27 protein-coding genes are annotated in these 24,771 nt (G+C 64.7%); 11 read left to right on the top strand and 16 right to left on the bottom strand.

Annotation, left to right across the window (positions count from 1 at the left end; translation table 11 throughout):
• Positions 1-8 precede the first annotated feature (8 nt).
• Together infC and AC1RRJ_RS03335 are read right to left on the bottom strand one after the other, a co-directional pair.
• On the bottom strand, positions 9-545 hold the full coding sequence (gene infC / locus AC1RRJ_RS03340; protein ID WP_493120297.1) for a translation initiation factor IF-3: 537 nt from the start codon (positions 543-545) through the stop codon (positions 9-11).
• A gap of 172 nt (positions 546-717) precedes the next feature.
• Positions 718-1,905: a penicillin-binding protein activator gene (locus AC1RRJ_RS03335; protein WP_493120296.1), complete on the bottom strand. Its 1,188-nt coding sequence runs from the start codon at positions 1,903-1,905 to the stop codon at positions 718-720.
• 10 nt (positions 1,906-1,915) lie between these two features.
• On the opposite strand from AC1RRJ_RS03335, the gene rsmI reads away from it, so the two are divergent.
• The 4 genes from rsmI to AC1RRJ_RS03315 are packed head-to-tail and all read left to right on the top strand — an operon-like array spanning position 1,916 to position 4,735.
• Positions 1,916-2,788, top strand: a complete 873-nt coding sequence (gene rsmI / locus AC1RRJ_RS03330) for a 16S rRNA (cytidine(1402)-2'-O)-methyltransferase (RefSeq protein ID WP_493120295.1) — start codon at positions 1,916-1,918, stop codon at positions 2,786-2,788.
• Complete coding sequence (locus AC1RRJ_RS03325; protein WP_493120294.1) at positions 2,785-3,135, top strand: YraN family protein; 351 nt, start codon at positions 2,785-2,787, stop codon at positions 3,133-3,135. The genes rsmI and AC1RRJ_RS03325 overlap by 4 nt, the downstream gene beginning before the upstream one ends.
• Before the next feature lie 19 nt (positions 3,136-3,154).
• Positions 3,155-4,105, top strand: coding sequence for a glutathione synthase (gshB, locus tag AC1RRJ_RS03320; protein ID WP_493120293.1), 951 nt, complete (start codon positions 3,155-3,157; stop codon positions 4,103-4,105).
• 18 nt (positions 4,106-4,123) lie between these two features.
• Positions 4,124-4,735, top strand: a complete 612-nt coding sequence (locus tag AC1RRJ_RS03315; RefSeq protein WP_493120292.1) for a DedA family protein — start codon at positions 4,124-4,126, stop codon at positions 4,733-4,735.
• Here the strand turns inward: AC1RRJ_RS03315 and AC1RRJ_RS03310 are convergent.
• From AC1RRJ_RS03310 to AC1RRJ_RS03285, 6 genes are all read right to left on the bottom strand, one after another.
• Positions 4,732-5,673: a tyrosine recombinase XerC gene (locus AC1RRJ_RS03310; protein WP_493120291.1), complete on the bottom strand. Its 942-nt coding sequence runs from the start codon at positions 5,671-5,673 to the stop codon at positions 4,732-4,734. The genes AC1RRJ_RS03315 and AC1RRJ_RS03310 overlap by 4 nt on opposite strands.
• 61 nt (positions 5,674-5,734) lie before the next feature.
• Positions 5,735-6,880 (bottom strand): radical SAM family heme chaperone HemW, encoded by a 1,146-nt coding sequence (hemW, locus tag AC1RRJ_RS03305; RefSeq protein WP_493120290.1) that lies wholly within the window; start codon positions 6,878-6,880, stop codon positions 5,735-5,737.
• Between the two features lie 58 nt (positions 6,881-6,938).
• Positions 6,939-7,457, bottom strand: coding sequence for a DUF2239 family protein (locus AC1RRJ_RS03300; protein ID WP_493120288.1), 519 nt, complete (start codon positions 7,455-7,457; stop codon positions 6,939-6,941).
• A 58-nt stretch (positions 7,458-7,515) separates the two neighbouring features.
• Positions 7,516-8,145: an RdgB/HAM1 family non-canonical purine NTP pyrophosphatase gene (gene rdgB, locus AC1RRJ_RS03295; RefSeq protein ID WP_493120287.1), complete on the bottom strand. Its 630-nt coding sequence runs from the start codon at positions 8,143-8,145 to the stop codon at positions 7,516-7,518.
• Positions 8,146-8,200: 55 nt separating this feature from the next.
• Entirely contained in the window at positions 8,201-8,917 is a 717-nt protein-coding gene (gene rph, locus AC1RRJ_RS03290; RefSeq protein WP_088473067.1) for a ribonuclease PH, read from the bottom strand.
• 48 nt (positions 8,918-8,965) lie between these two features.
• Positions 8,966-9,766, bottom strand: a complete 801-nt coding sequence (locus AC1RRJ_RS03285; protein ID WP_493120286.1) for a dienelactone hydrolase family protein — start codon at positions 9,764-9,766, stop codon at positions 8,966-8,968.
• Between the two features lie 194 nt (positions 9,767-9,960).
• Between AC1RRJ_RS03285 and hrcA the strand changes: the two genes are divergently transcribed.
• Together hrcA and grpE are read left to right on the top strand one after the other, a co-directional pair.
• Positions 9,961-11,004 (top strand): heat-inducible transcriptional repressor HrcA, encoded by a 1,044-nt coding sequence (hrcA, locus tag AC1RRJ_RS03280; protein WP_493120284.1) that lies wholly within the window; start codon positions 9,961-9,963, stop codon positions 11,002-11,004.
• 4 nt (positions 11,005-11,008) lie between these two features.
• A complete protein-coding gene (gene grpE, locus AC1RRJ_RS03275; protein WP_493120283.1) occupies positions 11,009-11,554 on the top strand; it encodes a nucleotide exchange factor GrpE in 546 nt (181 codons plus the stop codon).
• A 197-nt stretch (positions 11,555-11,751) separates the two neighbouring features.
• Here grpE and def read toward each other — a convergent pair whose 3' ends face one another.
• Complete coding sequence (gene def / locus AC1RRJ_RS03270; RefSeq protein ID WP_493120282.1) at positions 11,752-12,285, bottom strand: peptide deformylase; 534 nt, start codon at positions 12,283-12,285, stop codon at positions 11,752-11,754.
• 110 nt (positions 12,286-12,395) lie between these two features.
• On the opposite strand from def, the gene AC1RRJ_RS03265 reads away from it, so the two are divergent.
• Positions 12,396-13,592 carry a serine hydrolase domain-containing protein gene (locus AC1RRJ_RS03265; protein WP_493120281.1) on the top strand — a complete coding sequence of 399 codons (1,197 nt, stop codon included), beginning with the start codon at positions 12,396-12,398 and terminating at the stop codon, positions 13,590-13,592.
• On the opposite strand, the gene recR is transcribed toward AC1RRJ_RS03265, so the two are convergent.
• Positions 13,567-14,163, bottom strand: a complete 597-nt coding sequence (gene recR / locus AC1RRJ_RS03260) for a recombination mediator RecR (RefSeq protein ID WP_493120280.1) — start codon at positions 14,161-14,163, stop codon at positions 13,567-13,569. The two genes, AC1RRJ_RS03265 and recR, sit on opposite strands and share 26 nt — an antisense overlap.
• Before the next feature lie 179 nt (positions 14,164-14,342).
• On the opposite strand from recR, the gene fmt reads away from it, so the two are divergent.
• Positions 14,343-15,263 carry a methionyl-tRNA formyltransferase gene (gene fmt, locus AC1RRJ_RS03255; RefSeq protein ID WP_493120279.1) on the top strand — a complete coding sequence of 307 codons (921 nt, stop codon included), beginning with the start codon at positions 14,343-14,345 and terminating at the stop codon, positions 15,261-15,263.
• A 180-nt stretch (positions 15,264-15,443) separates the two neighbouring features.
• A complete protein-coding gene (truA, locus tag AC1RRJ_RS03250) occupies positions 15,444-16,187 on the top strand; it encodes a tRNA pseudouridine(38-40) synthase TruA (protein ID WP_493120278.1) in 744 nt (247 codons plus the stop codon).
• Between the two features lie 167 nt (positions 16,188-16,354).
• Here truA and AC1RRJ_RS03245 read toward each other — a convergent pair whose 3' ends face one another.
• Positions 16,355-16,885, bottom strand: coding sequence for a CarD family transcriptional regulator (locus AC1RRJ_RS03245; protein ID WP_493120277.1), 531 nt, complete (start codon positions 16,883-16,885; stop codon positions 16,355-16,357).
• A gap of 312 nt (positions 16,886-17,197) precedes the next feature.
• On the opposite strand from AC1RRJ_RS03245, the gene AC1RRJ_RS03240 reads away from it, so the two are divergent.
• Positions 17,198-18,010: an SDR family NAD(P)-dependent oxidoreductase gene (locus AC1RRJ_RS03240; RefSeq protein ID WP_493120276.1), complete on the top strand. Its 813-nt coding sequence runs from the start codon at positions 17,198-17,200 to the stop codon at positions 18,008-18,010.
• 64 nt (positions 18,011-18,074) lie between these two features.
• Complete coding sequence (locus AC1RRJ_RS03235) at positions 18,075-18,836, top strand: tetratricopeptide repeat protein (RefSeq protein ID WP_493120275.1); 762 nt, start codon at positions 18,075-18,077, stop codon at positions 18,834-18,836.
• Between the two features lie 162 nt (positions 18,837-18,998).
• Here the strand turns inward: AC1RRJ_RS03235 and AC1RRJ_RS03230 are convergent, their stop codons facing one another.
• From AC1RRJ_RS03230 to nusB, 5 genes are all read right to left on the bottom strand, one after another.
• The gene (locus AC1RRJ_RS03230; RefSeq protein ID WP_493120274.1) at positions 18,999-21,116 is read right to left on the bottom strand and encodes a sodium-translocating pyrophosphatase; all 2,118 of its coding nucleotides are present in this window, start codon (positions 21,114-21,116) and stop codon (positions 18,999-19,001) included.
• Between the two features lie 154 nt (positions 21,117-21,270).
• A complete protein-coding gene (locus AC1RRJ_RS03225; protein ID WP_493120273.1) occupies positions 21,271-22,263 on the bottom strand; it encodes a tetratricopeptide repeat protein in 993 nt (330 codons plus the stop codon).
• A gap of 89 nt (positions 22,264-22,352) precedes the next feature.
• A complete protein-coding gene (thiL, locus tag AC1RRJ_RS03220; RefSeq protein WP_493120272.1) occupies positions 22,353-23,282 on the bottom strand; it encodes a thiamine-phosphate kinase in 930 nt (309 codons plus the stop codon).
• Positions 23,283-23,406: 124 nt separating this feature from the next.
• Entirely contained in the window at positions 23,407-24,285 is an 879-nt protein-coding gene (locus tag AC1RRJ_RS03215; protein WP_493120271.1) for an SDR family NAD(P)-dependent oxidoreductase, read from the bottom strand.
• 23 nt (positions 24,286-24,308) lie between these two features.
• Positions 24,309-24,761 carry a transcription antitermination factor NusB gene (gene nusB, locus AC1RRJ_RS03210; RefSeq protein WP_493120270.1) on the bottom strand — a complete coding sequence of 151 codons (453 nt, stop codon included), beginning with the start codon at positions 24,759-24,761 and terminating at the stop codon, positions 24,309-24,311.
• Positions 24,762-24,771 lie beyond the last annotated feature (10 nt).

Genomic DNA, 24,771 nt, shown 5'->3' with positions numbered 1-24,771 from the left:
GAAGGCGCTTATTTCGGCGCGATGACCATCAGCATCTGACGGCCTTCGGTGCGCGGATGCGCCTCGACCTTCGCGATTTCCGACGTCAGTTCGGCAACGCGCTGAAGCACGTTGAGGCCAAGCTGCGTGTGGCTCATTTCGCGGCCGCGGAAACGCATGGTCATCTTGACCTTGTCGCCGTCGCCAAGAAAGTCGAAGACCTTCTTCATCTTGGTCTCGAAATCATGATCGTCGATATTCGGACGCATCTTGATCTCTTTGATTTCCTGGGTCTTCTGGCTCTTGCGCGCCAGATTCGCCTTTTTCTGGGCTTCGTATTTAAACTTGCCCACGTCGAGGAATTTGCACACCGGCGGATCGGCGTTCGGGGAGACTTCAACCAGATCGAGGCCCACTTCGGCAGCCTGTTCGATCGCTTCGGCAGTCAGCATTACGCCCAGATTTTCACCTTCCTCGTCAATCACGCGGACTTTCGGGGAGGCGATAAATTCATTGTATCGCGGGCCATTCTTGGGCGGTGTTTGTCCAAGTGGGCGACGGGTCATGGGCGGGCGTATAGCTGTATCTCCTGAATATTGACGATAGGCGCGCGGGATTCGCGCAGTCGCGCACGCAATGCCCATATAGTGAACGCTGGCGCGCCGTAAAGGCCACCTGTCGTTTATTGGTACCGCTTTTCGCCCGACTGTGGCGCCTATGCCACGCCCGGAGCCCCGACTACCATTTGGTCGGGGCCGGATCGACGACGCGGAAGCCCCCGGCGCCGATCTCGCTGACCTCCAGCGCGCGAACCGCGATACCGCGATCGTTGAAGCGGAAGATGCCATCGATCCCGCCAAAACCGTCGGCGGCAAGCAGCCGGCCGGCCGGGAAATTGGTGCCGGGTTTCCAGTCGCGCGCGATGCGAACGGTCAACAGTACCGAATCATAGCCGAGGCTGGCGAGACGATAGGGTGTCTTGCCGAAACGGGTGCGATATTTGCCCGCGAGCTGGCCATAGAGCCCGTCGGATACGCTGGCGAACCATGATCCGCGCATCACCGGATTGCTGCCGAGCGAGGCGTCGGTGTTCCAAAGCTCGGTTCCCAATATCTGCCGCGGCCCGGCGCTCTTGATCACCGGCACGGCACGGATCGCATTGCCGCCCGAATCGGCGATCAGCACCGCGTCCATCGCGCCGCCATTGGCGAGCCGCCGCGCCGCGCCGGTCAGCGCGGTCGCGCTGCGGTCATAGCTTTCGACCGCGACCAAAGTGCCGCCGGCGTTGGCGACCGCAGTACGGAAGGCCGCCGCCGAGCGGTCGCCATAGACGTTCTTGGGGACGAGCGCGCCGAAGCGGACATGCCCCTTGCCGCGCGAAAAAGCGACGACACGCTCGACCGACTGGCCGGGGACGAAGCCCATGATGAAGACGCCGTTGCCCGCGACGCTGCTGTCGTTCGAAAAGCTGAGAACGGGCACCTTCGCCGCGCGCGCGACCGGCGCAACCGCAGCGACATCTTCGCTGAGCAGCGGGCCGAGGATCAGCTTGTTGCCGTCGGCGATCGCCTGCCGCGCAGCGGCGGCGGCGCCGAGCGCGGTGTCATAGGTGGTGATGCGGACGCGCTCGGTGCGCGAATCGAGCAGCGCCATCGTCGTCGCATTGGCGATCGCGGTGCCGACGTCGGCATTCGCGCCCGTCTGCGGAACGAGCAGCGCGACGCGGTGGCGGTCGGTGTCTGTCGGAAGGCCCGGGCCGACGCTTTCATCGGGGCGTTCGGGCGGAGCGACCGTCGCGGGGCCGCCGCTTTTCGGTACAACCTGGCACGCCGCGAGCAGCCCCGCCATCGCCACAACGCCGAGTCCGCGCAGCATTTGCCGGCGCGGCGACGCATAGTCTTGGCGCTTGGCGGCAGTTTCTGCCATTTTCGGCGTTATGCCAGATTCGACCATCTCAAATTCTCCCTTGCCCGGACTCTATATCGTGGCGACGCCCATCGGCAACCTCGGCGACATCAGCGCGCGCGCCGCCGCGACATTGGCCCAGGCCAATGTGATCGCGGCCGAGGATACGCGCGTGACAGCGAAGCTGTTGTCGCATCTGGGTTTGCGTGTGCCGATGACCCCCTATCATGATCATAGCGACGAACGCACGCGCGCCGCGCTGGTTGCGCGGATGGCCGACGAAATTGTCGTATTGGTGTCCGACGCAGGAACTCCGCTGATTTCGGACCCCGGATACAAGCTGGTCCGCGACGCGCGCGCGGCGGGGCGGCACGTCACCACCCTGCCCGGACCGTGTGCCGCGATCGCTGCGATCACCCTCTCCGGTTTGCCCAGCGACCGTTTTCTGTTCGCGGGTTTTCTGCCGTCGAAGGCAAAGGCGCGCGCCGACACGCTCGCCGAATTCGCCGGGCTGCGCGCGACTTTGGTCTTTTACGAAAGCGGCCCGCGCTTGTCGGGATCACTCGCGGCCATGGCCGAGGGACTTGGCGACCGCGAGGCGGCGGTAGCGCGCGAAATCAGCAAGATGTTCGAACAATGCGTCACCGGCACCTTGAGCGAACTCGCCGAACGCTACACCGTTGCACCGCCGAAGGGCGAGATCGTCGTCGTCGTCGGCCCGCCGGTGGAAACAGCGGCCGAGGAAGCCGATGACGCGACGCTCGACGCGGCGCTACGCGATGCGATGGCTGACAAGCCGGTGGCGCAGGCGGCGAAGGCAGTCGCCAAGCGCTTCGGGCTCGACCGGCACGAGATTTACGCCCGCGCCCTGACCCTCAAGCCAGCGCTCAGGGACAAGGTTTGAAGCGCGCCGCGGCCGAAGCCAGCGGGCGGCGCGCCGAACGCCGCGCGGCGTGGTGGCTTCGGCTGCACGGCTGGCGGATTTTGGGCGAGCGACTGCGGGTGACTGCGGGTGAAGTTGATCTGGTGGCAAGACGCGGTCGCATCGTCGCCTTTATCGAGGTCAAATGGCGCGAGCGGCCCGAAGATCTTGACCTTGCTGTCGACCAATATCGTCTGCGCCGCGTCGCGGCGGCGGCCGAAATGCTGCGGCATCGCTTCGCCCGGCCGCGCGATGACATACGGATCGACGTGATGCTGCTTGCGCCGGGGCGCCTGCCGCGCCATCTGGTCCACGTCTGGCAGCCCTGACTGCCCCAAGGAGAAGAGCATGACCCTGCGCGCCGCGGTGCAAATGGACCCGATGGATGGCATCAACATCGGGGGCGACAGCAGCTTTGCCCTGATGCTCAGCGCGCAGGAGCGCGGGTACGAAATTTATCATTATGATGTGCGCGGGCTGACGTGGGAGGCCGGGCGGCTGACGACGAAGGCGCACCGCGTGCACGACGTGAAGCGCGAGCCCGGCAATCATTACAGGTTCGGCGAAGCGGTCACAATCGACCTCGGCCGCGACATCGACGTCGTGCTGATGCGGCAGGACCCGCCCTTCGATCTTGGCTATCTGACCGGCACCTGGCTGCTCGAACGACTTGCGGGGGAGACTTTGGTGGTCAACGACCCCGTCTCGGTCCGCAACGCGCCCGAAAAGGTCTTCGTGCTCGACTTCCCCGAATTTATGCCGCCGACGATGGTGACGCGCGACCTCGACGCGGTGAAGGATTTTCAGGCGCGCTACAGCGCCGTGGTGATCAAGCCGCTGCACGGCAATGGCGGCAAGGCGGTGTTCCGCATCGACGCCGACGGCGCCAACCTCGGTGCGCTGGTCGAAATGTTCGGACAGGTCTGGCCCGAACCCTTCATGGTCCAGCAATTCCTGCCGAGCGTTGCCCAGGGCGACAAGCGCATCGTGCTGGTCGACGGCGAGGTCGCGGGCGCAATCAACCGCAAGCCCGGCGAAGGCGAATTCCGTTCAAACCTCGCTGTCGGCGGCTATGCCGAGGCGGCCGAGCTGACCCCGCGCGAACAGGAAATCTGCGATGTGCTGGGGCCGCAACTTCGCGAACGCGGGCTGATCTTCGTCGGCATCGACGTGATCGGCGGCGAGTGGCTGACCGAAATCAACGTCACCTCGCCCACCGGGATCGTCGCGATCGACCGTTTCAACAACAGCGACACCGCGGGCATGATCTGGGACGCGATCGCGCGTCGCCTCCGCTGAACAGGATAGCCCCCTTACATGACCGAATTCATCCTCAACCTGATCCATAGCTGGGGCTACCTCGGCATCGCGATCCTGATGTTCCTCGAAAATGTGTTCCCGCCGATCCCGTCGGAGGTCATCATGAGCGTCAGCGGCGTGATGGTCGCGCAGGGGCGTTTCGATTTTTGGACGCTGGTCGCGGTCGCGGTCGCGGGAACGACGCTCGGCAACTGGGTATGGTACTGGATTGGCCGCTGGTTCGGCTATGCACGGCTCAAGCCGCTGATCGACCGTTACGGCCGCTGGCTGACGCTCGACTGGGACGAGGTCGAGAAACTGCACGACTGGTTCCTCCGGTTCGGATCGGGAATCGTCTTCGTCTTCCGCTTTGTCCCGATCGCGCGGACGATGGTGTCGCTGCCCGCCGGGATGGTCGGCATGTCGCAGGTCAAATTCCTGATCTGGACCGCCGCGGGGTCAACGATCTGGATCAGCGCAATCGCGGGCGCCGGCAACTGGTTCGGCAAGCAGTTCGCCGAAGTCGACCGCTTCATCGGCCCGCTGGCGGTGGTCGCGATCGGATCGATCGTGCTGCTCTATATCTACCGCGTCATCACCTGGAAGCCGAAGGTGCCGAGCGACAGCTAACCCGCGCGCGGGTGGGCATTGCGGTAGATGTCGAGCAGATGCGCGGCATCAACCGCTGTGTAGACTTGGGTCGAGGCAAGGCTCGCATGGCCGAGCAGTTCCTGCAAGGATCGCAGATCGGCCCCGCCCGCGAGCAAATGGGTGGCGAAACTATGCCGCAGCGCGTGCGGCGTCGTGCGTTCGGGAAACCCCAGCGCGCGCCGCGCCGAGCGCACATTGGCGCGCACCACACCCGGCGCGAGCGGACCGCCGCGCGCACCAATGAACAGCATATCTTCCTTGCCTGTCGGCCACGGACAGGACGCAACATAACGTGATACAGCATCCGCCACGGCGGGCAGGATCGGGACGATCCGCGTCTTGCCGCGTTTGCCGGTGACACGCAGCGTTTCGCCCAGCGGCAGCGCCACACCGGTCAGCGAAAGTGCCTCGCCGATGCGTAGCCCTGCGCCATAGAGCAGCAGCAACAGCGCAAAATCGCGCGCACCGGTCCAGCCCTGCCGGGCATTATCCTCGACGTCCTGCGCAAGCGCGAGCGCCGCGGCGGGCGAGACGGGGCGCGGCAGCCCCTTTTTGACGCGCGGGCCACGCAGTTGCGGCACGCTGGCGCCCGATCCGCCAACGAAGCGCAGAAAGCCGCGTAGCGCACTCAGTTCGCGCGCCGCCGAAGCATTGCCCAGCCCCTCGGCACGGCGGGTGGCGAGATAGGCGCGCAGATCATTGGGGGTGAGCTTGGTGAGCATCGCCCCATCGACCGCGCCGCCGCGATGTTCGGACAGGAAGGCGCTGAACCGCTCGGCGGTTGCCAGATAGGCGCGGCGCGTGTGTTCGGACCGGCGCTTTTCATGCGCCAGATGGGCGTCCCAGTCGCGGATGATGTCTTGCGCCAAACCGTTTTTCCCATATCCGTTCGCATCGGGCGAAGTCGAGATGACCATCGGCCAGACGCAAAGTCGAGGGGGCCTCAACTTCGCTCGACACGAACGGGTCGAAGGCAAGTTAGTGGGTTTTGACGACCTCCGAAAGGATCGAGTCGAGCAAAAGAATGCCGCCGTCCGTGACCGTCAGCCGATCGCCCGCTTGGCGCATCAGCCCCTGCCCCACCAGCCGCGCCACCGCATCGCCATCGACGAACGCTTCCCGCACCAGCCCGCTCCGCATCTCGATCCGCGCCAGATCGACGCCCTCGGTCAGCCGCAGCCCCATCAGCATCGCCTCGGTCGCGCGCTCATTCGCGGGCAGGTCGGTTTCGACCTTCAGGCCATGGCTATTGCGCTCCACCGCCGCGATGAAATTCTCGGGCTTTTTGTGGCGCTCGGTCGCCTGACCCAGCCGCCGCCCGTGCGCGCCCGGCCCGACCCCGGCATAATCGGCGTAGCGCCAGTATGCGAGATTGTGGCGGCTCTCCTGCCCGATGCGGGCATGGTTCGACACTTCGTAGCGCGGCAGGCCCGCGGCGCGGGTCATCGCATCGGTCATCTCGAACAGATCGGCCGCAGCATCGCCATCGGGAATGGTGAGATCGCCCTTCGCCGCGAGCGTCGCGAAGCGCGTGCCGGGTTCGATCGTGAGCTGATAGAGCGACAGATGGTCGGTGCCGAACGCGAGCGCGTGCTCCAGTTCGCTTTCCCACGCGGCGAGCGACTGGCCGGGGCGCGCATAAATGAGGTCGAAGCTGACCCGCGCGAAATGATCCTGTGCGGTCGCGATGGCGCGCCGCGCTTCGTCGCCGCTGTGCGCGCGGCCCAGAAATTCCAGCACCTGCGCGTCGAAGCTCTGAACGCCGATCGACACACGATTGACCCCCGCGGCGGCGAGGTCGGCGAAATTATCGACCTCGACCGAATTGGGGTTCGCCTCCAACGTGATTTCGACATCATCGGTCAGGCCCCATTCGGCTCCGGCCGCCGCAATCACCGCCGCGACCGTCGCGGGCGGCATCAAGCTGGGCGTCCCACCGCCAAAGAAGATCGACCCGACGGTGCGACCGGGCAGCAACGTCGCCTCGTGCCGCAAATCGGTGAGCAACGCATCGCGCCACACCGCCTGATCGACGCTCTCGCGGACATGGCTGTTAAAGTCGCAATAGGGGCATTTCGACACGCAAAACGGCCAATGGACATAAAGGGCAAGGGGTTCGGCCATAGGCGGCCCCCTACCCCCTTTCGTCCTTCGGGTGAAAGCCGGAATCGCCCGTGGGCGATCAGTCGGCCGCCAGCAAGCGTCCGATATGCGCCCGAATATCGTCGGGCCATCCGGCAATCAGTTCGGCAAAAACCGCCTCATCGTCGCGATATAGCGCGCGCAGCGCCTCTTCAAAGCCCGGACGATCGCCGCAAATATGGCTCATGAAATTATAGACGGCGTCGCGGCGTTGCCGGATGCTGGGCGTGTCCTTGCTCGCGGCTTCGACCAGTCGGCGCAGCGTGGCCGAAGCGCCGCCCTGTTGGGTTGCCAGCCAATCCCAATGCCGTGGGAGCAACGTCACTTCGCGTGCCTTCACCCCCAGCCGCGGGCGCCCGGCCGTGGGTGCGGGCGCAGTTTTGGCCGCGTCCCAATAGTCGAGATCAGCCAGCCGACCCGACGCATCATCGAAAACGAGGATCGCGCCCAGATCGCCGGGATAGCGATCCTCGAGCGTGCGGGTGACGGTTTCGGGGCTTCCCGATGCGAGCTGCGTGTCGCCAAGAAAGGCCGTGACGCTTTGATGTTCCTGAGTCATGGCGACGCATTATATCCGGGTATAATGGGAGTCAATAAAACCCGGGTAAATTATCGACCTACTCGAACGAGCCCGCTACCAGCTTCGCGAACGCATCGGCACGGTGGCTGATCGCATGCTTTTCCGCCGGATCGATTTCGGCGTAAGTCAACGTCTTGCCAGTCGGAACGAACACCGGATCATAACCGAAGCCCAATATCCCCCGCGGCGGCCAGGTCAGGCTGCCCTGCGCCCGCCCCTCGAACAGTTCGGCATGGCCATCGGGCCAGGCGAGCGCGAGGGTGCAGACGAAGCAGGCGCTGCGGTCGGCATCCGGCCCCTGTTCGGCGAGCAGGCCTTCGACCTTGCCCATCGCCAGATACCAGTCGCGGCCGGGTTCGCCCTCAAACGGCTGCCGCTCAGCCCAGTCGGCGGTGTAGACCCCTGGGCGTCCGCCGAGTGCCGCAACCTCGAGCCCGCTGTCGTCGGCGAGCGCGGGAAGCCCCGACGCCGACGCGCTGGCATGCGCCTTGAGCAACGCATTTTCGGCGAAGGTCGCGCCGGTCTCCTCAGGCTCGGGAAGCCCGAGGTCGCCAGCCGACACCGGCTCGATCCCATAGGGCGCGAGCAGTGCGCGAATTTCGCGCACCTTGCCGGCGTTATGGCTGGCGATGACGAGCTTGCCGGGAGCGAGTTTGCGGTGAGTCATGAAACAACCTCATTCTTCGTCACCCCGGATCAAGTCCGGGGTAACGAAATGGGGATTAGCGTCCCGTCGCCTTGTCCTGCGCCGCGAAAATCTCGGTGCAGCCGATGCGTGCGAGGCGGAGCAGGCGGAGCAGGCCTTCTTCGTCATAGGTCGCGCCCTCGGCGCTCGCCTGGACTTCGACGATCTGGCCCTTGCCGGTCAGCACGAAATTGCCGTCGGCTTCGGCGACCGAATCCTCGTCATAATCGAGGTCGAGAACCGGGGTGCCCTTGTAAATGCCGCACGAAATCGCGCCAACTTTGTCGACGATCGGATCTTCGCTGATCGTCTTCGCCGCGAGCAGCTTGTCGACCGCGAGGCGCAGCGCGACCCATGCGCCCGAAATCGACGCGGTGCGCGTCCCGCCATCGGCCTGGATGACGTCGCAATCGATGATGATCTGACGCTCGCCGAGCTTCTTCATATCGACGACGGCGCGCAAGCTGCGCCCGATAAGACGCTGGATTTCCTGCGTGCGGCCCGACTGCTTACCCTTCGCCGCTTCGCGGCTGCCGCGCGTGTGCGTCGCGCGGGGGAGCATGCCATATTCGGCCGTCACCCAGCCCGCGCCCTTACCGCGGAGGAAGGGCGGAACCTTCTCGTCGACGCTGGCAGTCACCAGAACCTTCGTATTACCAAAGCTGACGAGCACGCTGCCCTCGGCATGGATGGTGAAGGCGGGTTCGATCGCGATGGAGCGCATCTGGTCGGGCGCGCGGCCTGAGGGTCGCATGGAGTTTCCTTTCAATGGGTGATTGGCGCCGCGCATAGGCGCACGGCGTCAATCGCTCAACCGCATACGAAAAAATTCGAGGATTTCGTCGCGCGCCTCGGCCGTCGGTTGACCCGCTTCGTCGATCAGGTGGATGGTGACGACGCTGTGCGGGTTTTTCATCGGACTGTCGGGATTCGCGGCGCTGTCGGGCAGCACGCGGCCGATGAAGCGGTCACCGAGCGCATCCTCATAGGCGGCGAAGCGTGCGGCCTTGCAGAATTTGTCGCCCTCGAACCGGTAGGCGAGAACGGTCAGATCCTCGGCCTCCATCCGCGCCTTCACCGCCGCAAGTTCGTCGGGGGCGATGTGCATGCCCGCGGGATTGTTGAGCGGCAGCGACGGCTGCGCCAGCACCGGCGCGAGCACGGCGGGCTCGAGCATCATCGACAGCGCGAAATTGCCGGTGAAACACATGCCGATCGCGCCGACGCCCCTGCCGCCACATTCCTTGTGCGCCAGCGCCGCGAGCGCCCGCAGCCACTGCGTCGCGGGCGAGCTTTCATTGGACTGGAAGGCCCGGAACTGGCGGCTGATGCAGCCGCCGATCATCGTGAACACGGCGCCGGGCATGCGCGGCACCGCGCCGTCCTTGCCGAAGATATGCGGCATATAGACGGTGAAGCCCGCATCGCGCACCCAGCGCGCAAACCGCGCAACATGCGGACTGATCCCCGGCATTTCGGTCATCACGATCACCGCGGGGCCGCTGCCCATCGTATAGACGCGCTGCTTGCGCCCGAGCAGGATGATCTCGCGATGCTCGAAATCGTCGAGCCGGTCGTCCTGGTTCAGCGGTCGTGTGGTCATATATTTCTCCCCCGGGACGGGAGGCTAAGCATAAGACCCGCCAATTGCATCCCTTTTTCCTCGCCATCCCCGCGAAGACGAGAATTCCGCTTGGCGACGGCGCCGGAAAAGCTGGCCCCTCACCACCCCGGGGATGACGCCAGCATCGTCGTGCGACGCTTGCCCCCGCCCCTCCCCATCCCTAAATCCCCCCTATGACCACGCTGCCGATCACCGAACTCACCACGCGCGCCCGCGACGTGTTCCGGATGGTCGTCGATGCCTATCTGGAAACCGGCCAGCCGGTGGGATCGCGCACGCTGTCGAAACTCACCGCGCTCAACCTCTCCCCCGCGTCGATCCGCAACGTCATGCAGGATCTCGAGGAGTTTGGCCTGCTCGCCAGCCCCCACACCAGCGCGGGGCGCCTGCCGACCGAACAGGGCCTCCGCCTCTTCGTCGACGGGATGATGCAGGTCGCCGAACCATCGGCCGAAGACCGCGCGCAGATCGAGGCGAGCCTGTCCGACGCCGGGCCGATCGAGAGCGCGCTGGCGCAGGCAACCTCGGCACTGTCGGGGCTGTCGGCGTGCGCCGGCCTCGTCCTCGTCCCCAAGCATGAGCGCGTGCTCAAACAAATCGCCTTCGTGCCCTTGTCGGCGAGCCAGTCGCTCGTCGTCCTCGTCGCGAATGACGGCGCGGTCGAAAATCGCGTCATCGACCTTCCGGTGGGGCTCAACCCGTCAGCATTGGTCGAGGCCGGCAATTATATCACTGCGATGCTCGCCGGGCTGACCCTGACCGAAGCGATGGCGCGGGTACGGCGCGAAATCGAAGCCGAGCGAATCGCGATCGACCGCGCGGCGCAGGATCTGGTGTCGCGCGGGCTTGCGATATGGTCGTCCGACGGCGCCGACCGCCCGGTGCTGATCGTGCGCGGTCAGGCCAATCTGCTCGACGAGAGCGCGGTCGGCGACCTCGACCGCGTGCGCCAGTTGCTCGACGAGCTTGAGACCAAGCAGGATATCGCGCATCTGCTCGACAGCGCGCGCGACGGCAGCGCGACCCGCATTTTCATCGGGTCGGAGAATAAGCTCTTCTCGCTGTCGGGATCGTCGGTTATCGCCGCGCCCTATCATGGCAGCGACGGCCGCGTGGTCGGTGTTGTCGGGGTGATTGGCCCGACGCGCTTGAACTATGCGCGGATCGTACCCATGGTAGATTTCACCGCACAATCGCTCTCCAAACTGATACGATAGGTTTATGACAAATACAGAGAATGACACGCCGGTCGAAGACGGCGCGAACCCCGAAGTTGAAACCAACGCGCCCGCCGAAGGCGCGAATGACGAGGTAGCCAAGCTGACCGAACAGCTCGCGACCGCGCAGCAGGACATCCTCTATGCGCGCGCCGAGACGCAGAATGTGCGTCGCCGCGCCGAGAAGGAAGTCGCCGACGCCCACGCCTATGCCGCAACCAAATTCGCGCGCGACATTCTGTCGGTTGCGGACAATCTCGGCCGCGCGCTCGCTTCGCTGAGCGACGAACAGCGCGCCGACGAGGCAATCAAGCCGCTCGTCACCGGGCTCGAAGCCACCGAGCGCGAGTTGATGAGCGTGTTCGAACGCCACGGCATCACCCGCATCGCCGCGATCGGCCTGCCGCTCGATCCGAACCAGCATCAGGCGATGCTCGAAATTCCGAGCGACAAGGACGCCGGCACGATCGTGCAGGAAATGCAGGCCGGCTATATGATGAAGGACCGCCTGCTGCGCCCCGCGATGGTCGCGGTCGCCAAGGCGGGGTAATCCCGCCGCACAACTGTTCCCCGGCGAAGGCCGGGGTCCAGCGTGCAAAAACGAACTTCAGATAAAATCGCATGGACCCCGGCCTTCGCCGGGGAACAGCATAATGCTGTGGATGAGAGTCTGACGCATTGCTTTGAATCGTCATTGCGAGCGAAGCGAAGCAATGACGACGAGAAGCGACCTCAAGTCGCTACTTTTTAAGCCGCCTTGCGCATCTTCATGAGTTTCTTCAGCACCATGTCGCGCTTCAGCCGCGACAGATGGTCGATGAAGAGAATGCCTTCCAGATGATCATGCTCGTGCTGGATGCACGTTGCCATCAGCCCGGTCATGCGTTCCTGATGATGCTTGCCGTCGGCGTCCTGCCAGTCGACCGTCACCTCGGCGGGGCGCGTCACATCGGCGTACTGCTCGGGGACCGACAGGCAGCCTTCCTGATAGACGCTATGCTCTTCGCTCTCGTCGGAAAAGACAGGATTGATGAAGACGCGCGGCTCGCGGATCACCTTCTTGCCCTCTTCATCCTCGGGATCAGCTTCCTGCAGATCGATCACCAGGATGCGCTTCGGCACCCCGACCTGAATCGCGGCCAGCCCGATACCGGGGGCGTCGTACATCGTCTCGAACATGTCGGCGATCAGCGTCTTGAGCTCGGCGTCGAAGGTTTCGACGGGCTTGGAAATGACGCGGAGCCGGGGATCCGGGGTCTCTATGATTGGGAGTAAGGCCATGGCCTGCAGGTATGATCGCGAAGGGCCGGGGTCAAGGGGGTGCGCATTCACACCTTGCTCATCCGTCAAACATATCCAATCAGGCGCTGACCATGGATTTCAGAGGTGAAATGAGACATCTGTTTTTGGCCATCGCGCTCCTTGCCGCCCTCCTGTCGGCGGGCCGCGCAGCCGCCCGCGACGCAACACCCGCCGCTAGCAAACTCGATGCCGCGATGGAACGATGGATGCCGGCCATCGCCAGGGAAGAGAAGATCGGCGGCATCGGCATCGTCGTGATCCGCGATGGTCGCATCATCTGGTCAGGCCAATATGGCGAGCAAGGCCCGGGCATAGCGGTGACCCAGGAAACCGCCTTCAACACCGCTTCGATCGCCAAAACGGTGACCGCGGAAACCTTGCTCGCACTGGCGGCCAGACGGCGGATCGACCTCGACGAGCCGATCGCCCCTTATGTCAAATCGCCCGATCTCGGGGGCGACCCGCGCTTTGCGTTGCTCACGACACGCATCCTGCTGTCGCACCGCTCCGGCCTGCGCAACTGGCCGGACGATTATGCCGACGGCAAACTGGCATTCGATTGGAGCCCCGGCACACGCTATCGCTATTCGGGCGCAGGGATAGAACTCGCGGCGCGCTATGCCGAGGCAAAGACCGGAAAACCGCTCCGCGCGCTGACCGCCGAAACTTTGCTTCGCCCCTGGCACATCGATCGTATGGCGATCGGCGAACTGCCCGACTGGACCGAAGGGCGGCTGGCGCGGCCTGCCGACATTGACGGCACCTTTCTCGACCCCGACGCAACCTATCCCGGCCTGCGCGCAGGAACCGGGATCGGTGCGTCCTATGACCTGATCACGACGACCGCCGCCTATGGCACTTTTCTCGAACGGCTGATCGCCGCGTCCGCAAGGCTTTCGAGGACGCGAACGACGCGCGAAAAGATCCTGACTCCCCTCGCGGGCGATGAGCGCTATGGCTGCGAAAAGCCGTTCGTCGCGCGCTGCCCCGACCAATATGGCTATGCTTTCGGCTGGCAGGTCCACCGCTATGGCGAACACGCCATCCTCCAGCATACCGGCAATGACGAGGGGCAGACCGATCTCGTCTATTTCTCCCCCGACCGGCGGACAGGGGCGGCGATCTTCGTCAACGGCGCCAACGGCTGGGTGCCGATCGTCCGCGCGCTGGAGATTATCGGCGACGAGCCGGAGCTTGCGGCTTACTATCGCGGATTGATCGAGAAGCTGATGGGCCGGACGCTGGAGGCGCTGCCCGGCCTCACCCCACCGGTCGCCGCGCCCTGAGCGCCTGCGCCAGCGTGCCCTCGTCGAGATAATCGAGTTCGCCCCCGACTGGCAGGCCGTGCGCGAGTTGGGTCAGCCGTATCGGATAACCCTCGAGCCGCTCGGCGAGATAATGCGCCGTGGTCTGCCCCTCGAGCGTCGCGTTCATCGCGAGCACGACCTCGTCGATCCCGCCTTCCGCGACGCGCGCGACCAGCGCGTCGATCGCGAGGTCCTGCGGACGGATACCTTCGAGCGCCGAGAGCCGCCCGCCGAGGACATGGTATTTTCCGGGAAAGAGGCGGGATTTGTCGAGCGCCCACAGGTCCGACACTTCCTCGACGACGCACAGCGACCGCGCATCGCGGCGCGCATCGGCGCAGATCGCGCACGGATCATGCGTGTCGACATTGCCGCAGATGGTGCAGGTGACGAGCCGTTCGGACACCGTCTGGAGCGCCGCGAGCAGCGGCGCAAAGGCGCTTTCGCGCTTCTTCATCAAATGCAGCACCGCGCGCCGCGCCGAACGCGGGCCGAGACCGGGAAGCCGGGCGAGTTGCTGGACGAGCGCTTCGATTTCGGTGGAGGCCATAGGGTGGTGGTAGTGGCTGTGCATCCAGTGCACAATATCCCTCCCTCGTCACCCCGGACTTGATCCGGGGCCCCGCTTTTCGGGCGTCGCTTAGCGGGACCCCGGATCAAGTCCGGGGTGACGATAGTGGGGAGCGAGAGCCTTGCACCACGCCGCATCCTCCGCCAAAGCCCCTCCCCATGCGTATCGCCTTCATGGGAACACCGCCCTTTGCGGTGCCGACGCTCGCCGCGCTTCACGCGGCGGGGCACGAGATTGTGGCTGTCTATACCCAGCCCCCCCGCCCCGCGCAGCGCGGCAAGAAATTGCAGCAGAGCGCCGTGCATGTCTGGGCCGAGGAGCATGGCCTTCCCGTCCACACGCCGAAGAGCCTGAAAGGCGCGGACGAGCAGGCCGAATTCGCCGCGCTGAACCTCGATATCGCGGTGGTCGCGGCCTATGGCCTGATCCTGCCGCCCGCGATCCTCGACGCCCCGCGCGAAGGCTGCCTCAATGTCCATGGCTCGATCCTGCCGCGCTGGCGCGGTGCAGCCCCGGTGCAGCGCGCGATCCTCGCGGGCGATGCCGAGACCGGCGTGACGATTATGCAGATGGACGTCGGGCTCGACACCGGCGCGATGCGGCTGATCGGGCGCACGCCAGTTGCGGCCAAGACCGCGGGCGAACTGACCGACGAACTCGCGGCGATGGGCGCCGGGTTGATGGTGAAGGTGCTGAGTGACCTCCACGCCTTCGCCCCCGAAGCGCAGCCGGGCGACGGCGTCACCTATGCGGCAAAGATCGACAAGAGCGAAGCACGGCTCGATTTTCTGACCAGCGCGGTGCAGGTCGAACGGCAAATTCGCGCGTTCAATCCGATGCCAGGCGCCTTTTTCGAGTTCGACGGCGAACGTTACAAGATATTGGCGGCCGAGGTCGTGCATCCCGCCGAAACCATCGCGGGGGCGACACCGGGCGTGACGCTCGACGATGCACTGACCATCGCGTGCAACCCCGGTGCGGTCCGCGCCACACGGGTGCAGCGCGCGGGCAAACCGGCGATGGATGCCGGCGAATTACTGCGCGGGCGCGCGATAGCCAAGGGTACGCGCCTAGCCTGAATCCCCTCTCCCATTGGGAGAGGGTTGCGCAGCCTTGGCAGCCTGCTGCCTGAGCAAAGCTGGGTGAGGGGCTGCGCCCTCACGATAACGCACGCCCCCTCACCCGCTGCGACTAGCGAACAAGTTCGCAAGTCTCACTGCCCCTCTCCCCAAGGAGAGGGTTTCTGCTACAGGCTCGACATGACCCGTTTCGCCCTCACCATCGAATTTGACGGCCGCCCCTATATGGGCTGGCAGCGACAGGCGCACGGCCCCAGCGTCCAGCAGGCGATCGAGGAAGCGATCCACCGCTTCACCGCCGAGACCGTGCCGGTGCTCGGCGCCGGGCGCACCGACGCCGGGGTCCATGCCATCGCGATGCGCGCGCATGTCGATATCGAAAAGCCGCTGACCCCGTTCAAGCTGACCGAGGCGCTCAACGCCCAGCTTCGTCCCGCGCCGATCGCGATCGTGGCGGCCGAGATCGTCCCCGACGACTGGCACGCGCGCTTTGCCTGCATCGGGCGCAGTTACGAATATCGCATCGTCAACCGCCGCGCGCCGCTGACGTGGGACAAGGGGCTGTCGTGGCAGGTTGCGCGGCCGCTCGACGCCGACGCGATGCACGCCGCGGCGCAGCAGCTGATCGGCCTGCATGATTTCACCACCTTCCGCTCGGCGCATTGCCAGTCGCAAAGCCCGGTGAAGACGCTCGATAAGCTGACCGTCAGCCGCCACGGCGAAGAAATCATCATCGAGGCCGCGGCGCGCAGCTTCCTCCACCATCAGGTGCGCTCGATGGTCGGCTGCCTCGCGATGGTGGGCTATGGAAAATGGTCGGCGCGCGATTTGAAGGCGGCGCTCGATGCGGCGGATCGCAACGCGCTGGGGCTGAATGCCCCGCCCGACGGGCTGTATTTTGTGAGCGCGAAATATCCGGCCTGAGCCGTTCCCCGGCGAAAGCCGGGGCCCAGATGGCGACCACTAACCTTGCCTCAGGACGCATGGACCCCGGCTTTCGCCGGGGAACAGCCAACAAAAAGGGCGGCCCTTTCGGACCGCCCTTTTTGTTGTCGGTCCCGGTTTTCACCGGGATGGTTTGCCGCTTCGCGTCAAACCACTTTTTCGGCATAATACAACGGCGCATGCTCGTTGAGGATCTGAAGGATCTTCGCCTGCGCGGTCTTTTCGTCGCTTTCTTCCATCGCACCCAGTTCGCGCGCGAGGCGGCTCGAGGCGGCTTCGAAGATCTGGCGTTCCGAATAGCTCTGCTCGGGCTGGTCGTCGGCACGGAACAGGTCGCGGGTCACTTCGGCGATCGACACGAGGTCGCCCGAGTTGATCTTCGCTTCATATTCCTGCGCGCGGCGCGACCACATGGTGCGCTTGACCTTCGGCTTGGTGGTCAGGACCTGAAGCGCTTCCTTCAGCGTCTTGTCCGACGACAGCTTGCGCATACCAACGCCTTCGGCCTTGTTCGTCGGCACGCGAAGCGTCATCTTTTCCTTTTCGAAGCGCAGGACATAAAGTTCCAGCTGCATACCGGCGATTTCGGACTTCTGCAGCTCGATGACGCGCCCCACGCCATGCTTGGGATAAACGACATAATCACCGACTTCGAACAAAAGCGTGCTAGCGGACATTCAGCTTCCTTTCTGTGCCTTGACCTCGGTTGGAAAGTGCGACAACAACATGGCCTCCCACCCTCTTACCGAGGGCGATGAACCGTTGTGCGGCGCTAGCCAGTCAGCGTGGCAAGGGATATGACTCCATCGGAAACGCCGAATATGCCCCAGCCCGGAGACGGGAAGAGGCAGAGTGTCGGCGTGTTGATATTTATTATATCAGATTCGCAACAAAATTGCCACCCCCGCACGGAAATCCGCGCATCCGCGGCTTGACGCCCCTCTCCGGCCGTTTCACGCTGGCACAAATCAGCAAATGGAGAGGCCGACATGCAAGATCAAATCTGGTGGATTACAGGGGCTTCGTCGGGGATTGGCGCTGCGTTGGCGCGCGCACTGGCGGCGCGCGGGGCAAAGCTGATCCTGTCGGGGCGCAATGTCGCCGCGCTCGAAGCCGTGGCCGCCGATTGCGGTGCCGGCACGATGATCCTGCCGTTCGAGGCCACCGATTATGCCGCGATTCCCGCCATCGTCAGCCAAGCTTGGGACTGGTGCGGCCGCATCGACGGGCTGGTCAACAATGCCGGCATCTCGCAGCGCAGCCTTGCGATCGAAACCGATTTTTCGGTCTATCAACAGATTATTGCGGTCGATCTGCTCGCGCCGATCGCGCTAACGCAGGCGCTGCTGCCGCGCATGGTCGCGGCGGGCGGCGGACAGATTGTCGCGATTTCCAGCGTCGCGGGGATCGCCGGGGTGCCGCTGCGCAGCGCCTATTCGGCCGCGAAACATGGGCTGATCGGCTATCATGACAGCGTGCGCTCCGAAAATGAGCATCTGGGGCTGAAAGTGCTGGTGGTCGCCCCGGGGTCGATCGCGACCAATATCAGCCGCAATGCGCTGAATGCCGATGGCAGCGTCCGCGGCGAAAGCGACGCCGCGATCGAAAACGGCCTGTCGCCCGACGATGCGGCGGCGCAGATGCTCGCCGCTGTCGATGCGGGGACGCGCGAGCTGGTCGTCGCAGGCGGCATCGAGACGGCAATCGCGCAGTTGCGCCGCAGCAACCCCGATGCGCTGTTCGACCAGATGAGCGCGATGGTGCAGGCGGGCTATGCGCAGCAGATGAAGGCAACGCGTTGACATCATCCACGCTCTGCTGACACATTCCCAACGGGTTGCGTTGGGGAAAAATGGAGGGGGAGCCATGATGAACAGACGGATCATCTTGTCAGCTGTATCGACCTTGGCCTGTCTTGGCTGGAGTCAGCCCGGCTGGGCGCAGACCGAGGCGATGCCGGGCACAGAGGTGGGCGTAGCGGGCGTCGAGGCACAGGAGGCGGGCGACGTTGCCGGCGCGGCGGAGCTTTATCGACAGGCATGCGGCCTCGATGACGGCGCAGCCTGCGCCTTGCTCGGTTCGAAATATACGCGGCGCGGCGAGGGCGTGGAGACCGACATGGACCGCGCGCTCGAATATTTCCGGCGCGGCTGCGATCTCGGCAATGCAGCCGCTTGCGGTGCTCTCGAACAATTGGGTGCCGCTCGATCTTCAGCCGGCGAGGAAGCGGAAAACGCGGCCATCGCGGCGGCAGAAGCTGAGACGGCGGCGGAAGAAGCCGATCCGTCCGACCCGGCCCCCGTCACCTTCGAAGCCATGCGTCAGGGCTGCGACGATGGCGCGGCAATCGACTGCCTGACGCTCGGCCATATGTATCGCGACGGCAACGGCGTGTCGCAGGATACCGCCCGCGCCATCGCTATGTACCGAACGGCGTGCGACATCAGCAAAAGCGACGATCGCTATGGCAGCTATGCCTGTCATTTCGCGGCGGCGGCGTATGAAAGCGGCGACGGCCTGCCCCAAGACCTGACGCGTGCGCTCCAGCTCTACGAAAAATCCTGCAAAGCGGGCAACGACGACAGCTGTTCGCAAGCCAGGGTCGTGCGGCTGGCGACCGGAAACTGACCTCTCTTCCATCGTCACCCCGGACTTGATCCGGGGTCCATTCACGCAAACGCCGAGCAAAATAGATCCCGGATCAAGTCCGGGGTGACGATAGGGAAGGCACAAAAAAGCCCCGCCGGATCGCTCCGACGGGGCCTTTCTTTTGCCCGCAGGCAGTGCGGCTTAAACCGCGCCGTGCGCCAGCGCCGCGAGGAGCAGAATCGCCACGATATTGGTGATCTTGATCATCGGGTTGACCGCCGGACCCGCGGTATCCTTGTACGGATCGCCGACGGTGTCGCCAGTGACAGCAGCCTTATGGGCCTCGCTGCCCTTGCCGCCGTGATTGCCGTCCTCGATATATTTCTTCGCATTGTCCCATGCGCCGCCGCCCGAGGTCATCGAGATGGCGACGAACAGGCCGCCGACGATCACGCCGAGCAGAAGCGCGCCGAGCGCTTCGAGCGCCGCCGCCGGACCCGCCACCGCGCGGATGACGAAGAAGACAACGATCGGGGCCAGCACCGGCAACAGCGACGGGATGATCATTTCCTTGATCGCCGCCTTGGTCACCAGATCGACCGTACGCGCATAGTCGGGCTTGGTTTCATAGGTCATGATGCCCGGGTTGTTCTTGAACTGGTCGCGAACATCCTTGACCACCTCGCCCGCCGCGCGGCCCACCGCGGTCATGCCAAATGCACCGAAGAGATACGGGAGCAATGCGCCGAGCAGCAGCCCGACGATGACATAGGGCGACGACAGCGAGAAGCTCAGCGGCTCGGTCAGCCCGAGTTTCGCCGAATATTCAGTGATGTCGGCGGTATAGGTACCGAACAGCACCAGCGCCGCCAGACCCGCCGAACCAATGGCGTAGCCCTTGGTGACGGCTTTCGTCGTATTGCCCACGGCGTCGAGCAGATCGGTCTTTTCGCGAACCGAGTCATCGAGACCCGCCATTTCGGCAATGCCACCGGCATTGTCGGTGACCGGACCATAGGCATCAAGCGCAACGACCATGCCGGCCAGCGCCAACATCGCAGTGGCGGCAAAGGCGATGCCGACGATACCCGCAACCTGATGCGCCGCGATGATGCCGGCGCAGATCACCAGCGTCGGCAGAGCGGTCGATTCAAGGCTGATCGCCAGACCCTGAATGACGTTGGTGCCGTGGCCCGTTTCCGAAGCCTTGGCGATCGAGCGCACCGGACGATAATTGGTGCCGGTATAATATTCGGTGATCCAGATGATCAGCCCGGTGATGACGAGGCCGAGCAGCGAGCAATAGAAAAGATCGCTGCCGTTGAACGTCGTGCCCGTGATGTCGGTCGTCATGTCGCCCTTGAGGACATAGCTGGTCGCGAACCAGATCGCCGGGACCGAGAGGACCGCGGTAACGAGGAAGCCCTTGTACATCGCGCCCATGACATTCTTGCCGCCACCGAGGCGGACGAAATAGGTCCCGATGATCGAGGTGATGATGCACACGCCGCCCATCAACAGCGGCAGGCTCATCAACGGCAACAGCATGTCGCCCGTGCCCTTGAGCAGCAGCGCCATCAACACCATGGTGGCGCCGACGGTGACGACATAGGTTTCGAACAGATCGGCGGCCATGCCGGCGCAGTCGCCGACGTTATCGCCGACATTGTCGGCGATAACCGCGGGGTTGCGCGGATCATCCTCGGGAATTCCGGCCTCGACCTTGCCGACGAGATCGGCGCCGACGTCGGCGGCCTTGGTGAAGATACCGCCGCCCAAACGCGCAAAGATCGAGATGAGCGAGGCGCCGAAGGCGAGCGCAACGAGCGCGTCGACGACGGTGCGGTCGTCACCGCCGACGGTGAAGCCACCGGGGCCGGTCAGATACCAGAAGAAGACCGAGATCGCGAGAAGCGCGAGCCCCGCCACCAGCAGTCCGGTGATCGCACCGGCGCGGAACGCCATGGTCAGGCCGGCCTGAAGGCTCGTCTGGGCCGCCGCCGCGGTGCGGACATTGGCCTTGACCGAAATGTTCATGCCCACAAAGCCCGCGACGCCCGACAAAATGGCGCCGATCAGAAAGCCTGTCGCCGAAATCGCGCCGAGAAAATAACCGACGAGTATGGCGACAACGACGCCGACGATGGCAATGGTGCGATATTGACGGCCAAGATAGGCCTTGGCGCCCTCCTGAATGGCGGCGGCAATTTCCTGCATTTTTTCATTACCGGCCGAGGCGCTAAGCACCTGACGGGAGGTAATGAATCCATAGAGCACGGCGACAATGCCGCACGCTATCGCGATCAAAATCGGATTCATGCGTGACTATTCCTTCCCATTGAGAAGGGCGACGCAGAGATAGCAGTCGAGCACGTCCGACTTATTGATTGCCGGTTCGCCCTCTCCCCCGTGCGACCGCCCCAAATTTTGGACGCCAAGTTATGGGAAGAAAGCCAGCCAAGGGCAAGGCCGGTTATTCCGCAGTTTTCCGTGGCTTGTGCTGAGCGCCCCCGGCGTCCGCACCGCGCGCGAGGTCCAGCGCCTTTCGCGCTTCCGCAGCGGATTCGGTGTTCGGATCAAGCGCTAGCGCTCGCTCGAGCAATTCGACGGCACGCGCGGCGTCGGGCTCGATGCCCTTTCCGGTCTGATAGGCCCGCCCCAGCGTGAAGCAGCTTTCGGCCTCGCCCAGTTCGCAACCCCGGTCGAACAGTTCGAGCGCCCGCGCGCGATTCCGGCGCACGCCGCGCCCGCCGTCGAACAGCATCGCCAGATTGCCGCACGCCGAAGCATCGTCAGCCCGGCAGCTTTGCTCGAACAACGCAAAAGCCCGTTTGTAGTCGCGCGGCATGCCGAGGCCGTCGCGATGCAATACGCCCAGATTATAGCAGGCATGCTGGTCATCGGCCTTGCAAGCGCGCTCGAAAAGCCGGGCGGCCTGCCGCTGGTTCGGCGCAACGCCCTTGCCCAGCGAATAGGATGCCCCAAGGTTCGCGCATCCATCCATGTCGTCCATGTCGCAGGCTTGCCGGAACAATTGCACGGCGCGCTTTGGATCCTCGGGAACCCCGTCGCCACCGATATAGGATAGGCCGAGGTTCGAGCAGGCCGTCGCCTCGCCTGCGTGACACGCGAAGGCATAATAGACGGCCGCGCGCTCGTGCGAGCGTTCGACGCCCTGCCCCGCGCCATAGGCATATCCCGCCATCGTACAGCCCGTCATGTCGCCCAAATGACAGGCGCGCGCGAAAAGCGCGGTCGCGCGGGCGTCATCCTTGGGGACGTCGTCGCCTTCGTGGTGGAAATAGCCGAGCCGCGTGCACGCCTTGGCGTCGTCTGCCGCACATTCGCCTGTCAGTGCTGCGATGCGATCGGGCGTCTCGTCAGCCGGCAATTCCTCGGGATCGACCGTTGGCGCTTGTGTGACAGCGACCACGGGCTCCGCGGCCGCCTGCGCGGGATGCGTCATGCACCCAAGCCATGCAACACAGATCGCCAACATCCGAACCAATTTCAAAGCAGAACTCTCCCATTGCACCGCCGGTTGCGGAACATTGACTAGTGCATGAAGCCCAAACGCGCGGGAAGCGTGATGCGTTGGGCATGGTGTGTGAGCACAATCCCCGCGCCGACACCCGCATGGCCGATCGGCGTCACCGCAATATCGAGCCCCGCCGAAATCTCGCGGATGCGGGATGCTTCGGCGGGATCGGCGGCGAAAAGCAGCTGGTAATCGTCGCCCGCGGTCGCCGCCGCGAGCCGCGTGTCGAGCACATCGGGGCGCACCGCGAGGAGCGCCGCCGACAGGGGCATGGTTTCGATCATGATGCCCAGCTGGCACCCGCTCGCATCGGCCATGCGCTGTGCATCAATCAGCAGTCCGTCGGACACGTCCATCATCGCATGGACATGCCGCGCGACCGCCTGACCAAAGGTTACCTGTGGCTGCGGACGGCTATAGGCGGCAAGGCATGTGTCGTTCGCCTCCTCCTGCCCCAGCCGCATCGCGAGGCCGAGCCCCGCATTGCCGATCGTCCCCGTGACCCACAGCTGGTCGCCCGGCCGGACGCCGCTACGCGACGGCGCACCACCCTCGGGCGCGCGACCGATCGCGGTCAGGCCGAAACTGCGCGGCGCGCCTTTGGGCACGCGCACGGTGTCGCCGCCGATCAGGATCACCCCGAAGCGGCGCAGCACAGTCTCCAGCCCCTCGACAAAGGCCGCGTCCCAAGCATCGTCGCCCAGACTATAGCCGACAAGCACCCCGATCGGCGCGGCCCCCTTGGCGGCGAGGTCCGACAGATTCACCGCGACGAGTTTCCACGCGACATCCTGCGGCGTGTCGTCGGGCAGGAAGTGAATGCCCTCGACGATCATGTCGTGGGTGAGGACCAGCCCCTCCCACTCCGCAGCATCGTCGGCGAGCCCGCGCGCGGCGGGATCGGTCGCGATGACGCGCAGGCGGGTGATGAAATCGGCTTCGCTCATGCTACCCTACCCTCTCATCATATTGATATGCCGAACCATATATATCTCGTTCGTATCGAGCGAAGTCGAGATGCGAACGGATATCCGCGGCGCAGGTTCCCCGCACGCCCCGCCAAAGCGGCTGTTACCGCCGCTCGGGCTCCGAAACCGCGATACGCGACCACGCCGCCGCCACCGCCTCGGGGGTGTCGGCCGCAACCGCGCGCAAATCGCGCGGATAATCGACCGCGCTCGCCTCCGCCGGGCGCACGGCATGAAATTGCCCGTTGCTCGCACGCAAAACCCAGCCTGATTCGCAGCATTCGCGCGAAACAAGCCAGATGGCGCCGGGCGCGATGGCTTCGGGGTGGAGTTCGTCGGGTTCATCCTCGACGCCCCACATGCGCGTCTTGGCCACCGGCGAAATCGCATTCACGCAAATATTATGCTCGGCGCCTTCGAGCGCGAGCACGTTCATGATGCCGACCTGCGCGATCTTCGATGCGGCGTAAGCCGAAAGTCCCTTCAGCGCATATTGCGGATAGAGCGCTCGGTCCGACGTGGTGAACAGGATACGGCCGTGCGCCTGCCGCACCATCGCGGGCCATGCCGCCTGCGCGAGCCACAGGGGCGCCTCGACCTGAAGCGCGAGCGCGCGCCGCAGAAAGTCAGGCTCCAGCGCCTCGATGCTTTGATAGCCGACCCAGCCGGCGTTGTGGATCAGCATGTCGATCCGGCCATGCGCATCGAGGACCGACCGGACGAGGCGATGGCAGTCCTCGCGCGTATCGATCGCGTCATGCACGCCCGACGCCCGCCAGCCCGCGCGTCGCAACGCGTCGGCCGCGCCTTCGGCGATAGCGGGATCGGAACCCTGCCCGTCCGAATCAGCGCCGATATCGTGGATGACGACCGTCGCGCCGCGCGCGGCGAGCAGCCGGGCATAGGCGAAGCCGATACCGCGCGCCGCGCCGGTGATCAGCGCGACTTGTCCGTCGAACCGGATCGGGTTGATTTCGGTCACGTCAGGCGCCGTTTTCCCTCGCCTCAGGCGCTCTTCCGCACATTCTTGCCGATCGCGTCGAGCAGGCCGTTGGCGAAGCCCGCTTCGCGCGCATCGAAGAAAGCCTTGGCGACATCGACATATTCGCTGACCACCGCGCCGATGGGAACATCGGACCGCGCCATCAGCTCATAGGAACCGGCGCGCAGGATCGCTTTCATCGTGCGGTCGAGCCGCTCCATCGACCAGCCGCTCGCGAGCCGCGCGACGATTGCCGCGTCGATCTCTGCGGAGCGCGCCAGCGTGCCCTTCACGATATCGTCGAAAAATTCGACGTCGGCGTCGGCATATTCGGCATCTTCGATCGTTGCACCGATGCGGTGCTGATGGAATTCGTGGATCAGCTTGGCAACCGGCGTCCCCTCCATCTCATGCTGATAGAGCGCCTGGACGGCGGCGAGACGGGCGGCGGAGCGGGACTGGGAGCGTTTGTTCATGGCTTTTTTC

Source organism: Sphingopyxis sp. GW821-FHT12C06, assembly GCF_058807415.1.
The sequence above is the reverse complement of the archived record's forward strand: the minus strand, read 5'-3'. Positions and strand labels throughout refer to the sequence as shown.